We start from the raw sequence: 6110 nt of genomic DNA, 5'->3' as shown, positions 1-6110 counted from the left end.
GAAATAAAAAATGCCCCTCAATAAAAAGAGGGGCATTTAGAGGCCCTTAGATCGAACCTTCATCGTTAGATTAAGAAGATTTAAAACGGCAGCTTCGCACCAGGCTTAGCAGCCAACAATACAGCTTTAAATTCTGCCTGAATACGGGCAATTGCCTCTTCACTATCAGCCTCAAAACGCATTACCACTACTGGAGTCGTATTGGATGGGCGGGCAAGACCAAACCCATCGGCATATTCCACGCGAACACCATCAATTGTGTTGATGGATTCAGAAGTAGGGAACTTAGCGTTGGCTTTGATGGTTTCGAGCAAAGCAAAAGGCTCACCTTCAGCGCAGGCTAGTTGTAATTCAGGGGTGCAGATTGCGTTCGGTAGGTCATTAAGTGTTTTGTTAGGATCTTTTTCTTTGGACAAAATCTCCAAAAGGCGGGCGCCTGTATACAGCCCATCATCAAATCCAAACCAGCGGTCTTTAAAGAAGATATGGCCTGACATTTCGCCGGCTAAAGGAGCGCCAGTTTCTTTGAGCTTTGCTTTAACTAATGAGTGACCCGTTTTCCACATCAACGGTTCGCCGCCGTGTTGTTTTACATAGGTGGCGAGATTGCGGGTGCACTTGACGTCATAAATAATCTGACCGCCTGGATTTCTGGAAAGAACGTCTTTGGCAAACAGCATCATTTGACGATCAGGGAAAATCACTTGACCATCTTTAGTGACTACACCTAAACGGTCAGCATCACCATCAAAAGCAAGACCTAATTCGTTATCGGTAGTCTGTAGGTTCTTGATGAGATCTTGCAGGTTCTCAATATGGGCTGGATCTGGATGGTGGTTCGGGAAATGGCCATCAACCTCGCAGAATAATTCTTGGACTTCGCAGCCTAAGGCTCTAAAGAGTTGGCCCGCAAATGCACCGCCAACACCATTACCGCAATCCACAGCAATCTTCATGGGACGAGCCAACTTCACGTCACCCACAATATGCTTGAGATACATCGGGAAGATGTCAAAAGTTGAGCGACTAGCTTGGCCTGAGGCAAATTTCTTGGCTTCAATGCGCTGACGTAAAGCCTGAATCTGATCGCCGTAGATTGCTGCGCCACCCAAAACCATTTTGAAGCCGTTGTAGTTTGGTGGATTGTGGCTACCAGTAATCATGATTCCTGACTTTGGCTTCTTGCCATCGAGCACTTGGTTTGCGCCAAAGTACACCATGGGTGTCGCAACCATGCCTAAGTCAATAACATTAATGCCTGTAGAGAGTAAGCCTTCAGTTAAGGCTTCAATCAGGCTAGGACCAGACAAACGTCCATCGCGACCAATAACAATCTCAGTTTCGCCAAGCTTGCGCATTTCAGTGCCAAACGCTTGGCCAATCAGCTTGGCAATAGAAGGATCTAGCGTCTCATCGATGATGCCGCGAATGTCATAGGCTTTAAAAATAGATGAAGACAGTTGCATGAAAACCTTCTAACTAAGAATTTAAGAAATTAATGCGAGCCGCTGTAACTGCGTCGATGCTATCTGTTGGGCTAATTTGATCTGACCCGCCTACTAAGGCTTTTTCAATCGGTTTAGCGAGCACTTTGCCGTATTCAACACCGGGTTGGTCAAAGCTGTTGATATTCCATAGCGCGCCAAGAGTGGCTGCACGGTTTTCATATAGCGCTAAAAGGGCGCCGAGGTAGAACGCATTGAGCTCAGGCAAGAATAAGAGATTGCTTGGGCGATTACCGGGGTAAACATCATTTGGGTTGGCGGCTGCCTTACCGTGTGCCAAAGCCTGTGCTTGAGCCAGACAGTTTGAGAGCAGGATGCGATGATGCGCCACCGCCTCAGGCCGATCACTCATCGGTTTGCGCACAGCAATAAAGTCAATGGGGATGACTTCAGGGCCTTGGTGGAAAAGCTGAAAGTAGGAATGCTGAGCATTACTTCCTGCGCTACCAAATACTACTGGTGAAGAGTGTTTAACGGGTTTACCGTCACGACCAACACTCTTGCCGTTGCTTTCCATATCCAGCTGCTGTAGCCACTTTGGAAACCAATCTAAGGCATCCGCATACGGAATGGCTGCATAAGCTTTGATGCCACGTTTTTCTTGTTGGTGCAGTAGGGCAAGCGCCATGATCACTGGCAGGTTTTGCTCAAGCGGGGCATTTTTAAAATGCAAATCCATGGCATGAGCGCCGGCTAGAAATTCTTCAAAAGTCTTATAGCCATATTGCAAGGCAATTGGTAGGCCAACCGCAGACCATACTGAGTAGCGGCCACCTACCCAATCCCAAAATGGGAAGATGTTGTCCTCTTCAACGCCAAACTCTTTGGCGGCAGGAACGTTCGCTGTAACAGCAAACAAAGAACGTGCAATCTGGCTTTGGGTGCAGCCACTGTTTTTAAGCCAGGCAACGACTGCCTTGGCATTCATGGTGGTTTCTAGGGTGGTAAACGACTTAGAAACAATGATGACGCGGGTGCTATTGGGTTGCGCACGATCTAGGATGCGCGCTAATTCAGCAGTATCGATATTGGCAAGAAAATGCATCCGCATACCGCGGCTTTCAATCTCGGGAACGTGTGCCAAAGCTTCGATAGCCAGACGTGGTCCGAAATCAGAGCCGCCGATACCAATATGAATGACATCGGTAACGCCAACCCATTTATTGCAGAGTGCTTCAATGCGCTGCCAGACTTTGGTTACCGCAGGCATGACATCTTTACCGTCGAGCAAAACTGGTGCTTTAGAAAGATTGCGTAGCGCAGAGTGCAGGGCTGGGCGATCTTCGCTTAAATTGATGTGCTTGCCGGCAAACATGTCGGCAATGAATTCTTCTAGCTTGGATTTTCTGGCGGCAGCAAACAAATCGCTCCACTGCGCGTCATTGATATTTTGATAGGCAGTGTCCAGCACTACGTCTACAGCTGTATGCGCGCTATTGGGCAAATTGTCTGGGGATTGCATGGGTCTAGAAGACATTTCTTGATTTTATCAAGAAGGGCTGGAAAAACCCCTAAAACACTGAAAATGATAGGATTTCGGTATATTCCAGGCAAGGAATGAAAAACCCATAAAAATTGGACAATAGTGGGTAAATAAGTGAGACAAATTCATGGAGCAAATTGACTGTGTAGTGATTGGGGCCGGAGTGGTAGGGCTTGCTGTCGCTCGCGAAATGGCGCTTCAGGGTCGAGAAACCATCTTGCTAGAGCGTGAGAATGCCTTTGGCACGATTAGTAGCGCCCGAAACAGCGAAGTGATTCATGCGGGTATTTATTACCCCAAAGATTCTCTCAAAGCCAAACTCTGTGTCGAAGGTAATCGACTCCTTTATGAATATTGCCGTAGTCACCAGGTAGCTACTCAACCATATGGAAAACTGATTGTGGCTAGTGATGCCACTCAGATGGATGATCTGCAAGCCATTCTGTATAAGGCACAAAACAATGGAGTGCCTGAGATCAAAATGATTTCAGGTGATGAGGCAAGGGCGCTAGAGCCTAATCTGCAGTGCTCGGCAGCGATTCTGTCTTCCTCAACCGGTATTGTGGATAGTCATGGTTACATGTTGTCATTGCTGGGTGGCTTTGAAGATGCAGGCGGCATGATTGCTTATCAATCCCCTTTATTAAGTGCTAAGCCTATTGGCGTAAATGCAGAAGGTGGATTTGAGCTAGAGATCGGCGGGCCCGATGGTATGAAGATTCAAACGAAGCTGCTGATTAATTGCGCAGGTATGAGTGCGCCTGCAGTGGCTCAAAAAATTGAGGGCTTAGAAAAGGATCAAATTCCGAAAGCCTATTTTGCAAAAGGAAACTATTTCTCTCTGTCTGGTAAGTCACCCTTCAAACATTTGATTTATCCGATCCCAGAACCTGGCGGGCTAGGCGTTCATCTCACATTGGACATGGGAGGGCAGGCTAAGTTTGGTCCCGACGTAGAGTGGCTCGATATCGAGACGGAAGGGCAGATTGACTACACGGTCGATCCAAAGCGCGGAGATGGCTTTTATGAGGCAGTCAGGCGCTATTGGCCAGACCTCAAGGATGGCTCATTGCAACCTGATTATTCTGGGGTTAGGGCCAAAATTGTCCCCCCAAATGCCCCGGCCGGAGACTTCTGTTTTGACACCCCCAAAGAACACGGTTTGCATGGACTCTTTAATCTATATGGCTTTGAGTCCCCTGGGCTTACTTCTAGCTTGGCCATAGCCAGGTATTTAGAGGGTCAAATCAAAAGTTCTTTATAATCTAGGGCTTGAATCGAATCGGATTCAAGAAATGGAAGAGTGGCAGAGCGGTTGAATGCACCAGTCTTGAAAACTGGCGAGGATGAAAGTCCTCCGTGAGTTCGAATCTCACCTCTTCCGCCAAATTCTACTAACCACCTGCGGGTGGTTTTTTATTGGTTATCGTTATTGATTGCAGTATGATTTCTTAGGCAAATCAAGCGCCTCAAAGCAGCTTGCAGATAAGCGGTGTGGGCTGATTATAAAAATATTACAAAGTGGAGATGGCGATGTTCTTGAAGAAAATCCTGATTGGAATATTGTCAATTTCATTTATTGCTTCACCAGTATTTGCACAGACAAGCTCTGAGCCCAAACAAAAGAAACCCAACGTTGTTTTCATTCTGGCGGATAACGTCGGGTACGGTGATTTGGGTTCCTATGGTGGCGGTGAGTTACGCGGTGCGCCGACACCACGTGCAGATGAATTGGCTAAAAGTGGATTGCGGTTGACGCAATATCTGGTGGAGCCTGCATGCACACCATCACGCGCTGCATTGATGACGGGGCAGTACTCTATACGTAATGGCTTATCACTGGTTGCTGAACCAGGTACGCCAAACACACTATCAAGCAAAGCCTACACAATGGGCCAATTATTTAAAGATGCAGGCTACGCAACCGCTATCTTTGGAAAGTGGCATCTTGGTGGGGCCTCACAAAGCCTGCCAGGCGCTCATGGCTTTGATCAGTATTACGGAATTCCGCCTGATACTTCATGGGATTCGGCGGCATATGTGCAAATGGCGATTCAAACACACTCATTTGGTAATGTCCCAGATAAAGCCTTATATGACAAAGGTCCGTGGATTAATCAGCAAAAGGGAAATGGACCGCTAGAGCGTGTGAAGCCATACACCATGGCAGTGCGTGCAGAAATTGACAATGAGCTCACTGATAAGTCGATTGCATTCATGAAGCAGCAAAATGCAGCTGGCAAACCATTCTTCCTTTATCTCCCATTTTCAATGGGGCATTCACCGAACCTCCCATCAAAGCAGTTTGCTGGAAAGTCTCGCATTGGCCAGTATGGAGACAAGATGATGGAAGGCGATTATCACGTTGGACAAGTAATGGATGCCCTCAAAGAAATGAATATAGAGGACAACACTATTCTTGTATTTGCGTCTGACAATGGTGGCACCGGCCAATACTTTATGAATTGGGATCGTCTGGGCTTGGGCGCGCCAGACATGGGATCGAACGGTCCGTTTCGCGGCGATCTCGGTGAGCCTACTGAGGGTGCTGTTCGTACCTTCTGCATTATTCGTTGGCCTGGTCATATAGCACCAGGAAGCACTTCGTATGCCATGTTCTCAACCATGGACTTTATGCCGACCTTTGCCAATATTCTGGGTACAAAGCTGCCGTCAGATCGCGCCATTGATGGCGTTAATCAGATAGATGTGCTGAATGGAAAAAGTACCACTGGCAATCGCGAATCTTTGCTTACCTTTATTGGTCCTGATTTAGTTGCTGGGCGCTGGAAGCAGTGGAGATATTATTTCAAAGACATGGCACGAACAGGTACTGGGCAACAGATGGTTGGCGGTATCTATGCGAATGCTGCGCCGATGTACTATCCAAAGTTTTACAACATTGAAATGGATCCACACGAAGATCTACAAATGACCAATTATGGATGGACTGCAGAGCCAATCTTTAAAGTGGTTCAGGAGTATTTGGCTTCTGTTAAAAAATTCCCTAATCCGCCACCTTCTAATGTGACTAATTTTTCACAGCCATTAGGAAAATAGAAGTTTTATTCTCAATTGAATTCACGAATTAAATAGAATGAATAAACTCAAAAGGACTCAAC

At 46.9% G+C, this 6110-nt stretch carries 4 protein-coding genes and 1 tRNA gene; 3 read left to right on the top strand and 2 right to left on the bottom strand.

Features of this window, described 5'->3' with window-relative positions:
- Positions 1–80: 80 nt before the first annotated feature.
- Together C2745_RS05565 and pgi are read right to left on the bottom strand one after the other, a co-directional pair.
- Positions 81–1466 carry a phosphomannomutase/phosphoglucomutase gene (locus C2745_RS05565; RefSeq protein ID WP_215383392.1) on the bottom strand — a complete coding sequence of 462 codons (1386 nt, stop codon included), beginning with the start codon at positions 1464–1466 and terminating at the stop codon, positions 81–83.
- Positions 1467–1479: 13 nt separating this feature from the next.
- On the bottom strand, positions 1480–2982 hold the full coding sequence (gene pgi / locus C2745_RS05560; protein ID WP_251368297.1) for a glucose-6-phosphate isomerase: 1503 nt from the start codon (positions 2980–2982) through the stop codon (positions 1480–1482).
- Between the two features lie 133 nt (positions 2983–3115).
- On the opposite strand from pgi, the gene C2745_RS05555 reads away from it, so the two are divergent.
- From C2745_RS05555 to C2745_RS05545, 3 genes are all read left to right on the top strand, one after another.
- Positions 3116–4252 carry an NAD(P)/FAD-dependent oxidoreductase gene (locus C2745_RS05555; RefSeq protein ID WP_215383391.1) on the top strand — a complete coding sequence of 379 codons (1137 nt, stop codon included), beginning with the start codon at positions 3116–3118 and terminating at the stop codon, positions 4250–4252.
- Positions 4253–4285: 33 nt separating this feature from the next.
- Positions 4286–4375 (top strand) — tRNA-Ser (locus C2745_RS05550).
- 140 nt (positions 4376–4515) lie between these two features.
- Positions 4516–6048, top strand: coding sequence for an arylsulfatase (locus C2745_RS05545; protein ID WP_215383390.1), 1533 nt, complete (start codon positions 4516–4518; stop codon positions 6046–6048).
- Positions 6049–6110: the final 62 nt, after the last annotated feature.

Source organism: Polynucleobacter sp. AP-Kolm-20A-A1 (genome assembly GCF_018688315.1).
In the GTDB taxonomy this organism is placed as follows: domain Bacteria; phylum Pseudomonadota; class Gammaproteobacteria; order Burkholderiales; family Burkholderiaceae; genus Polynucleobacter.
Note: the sequence above shows the minus strand (reverse complement) of the source record. Positions and strands in the feature narration are given on the sequence as shown.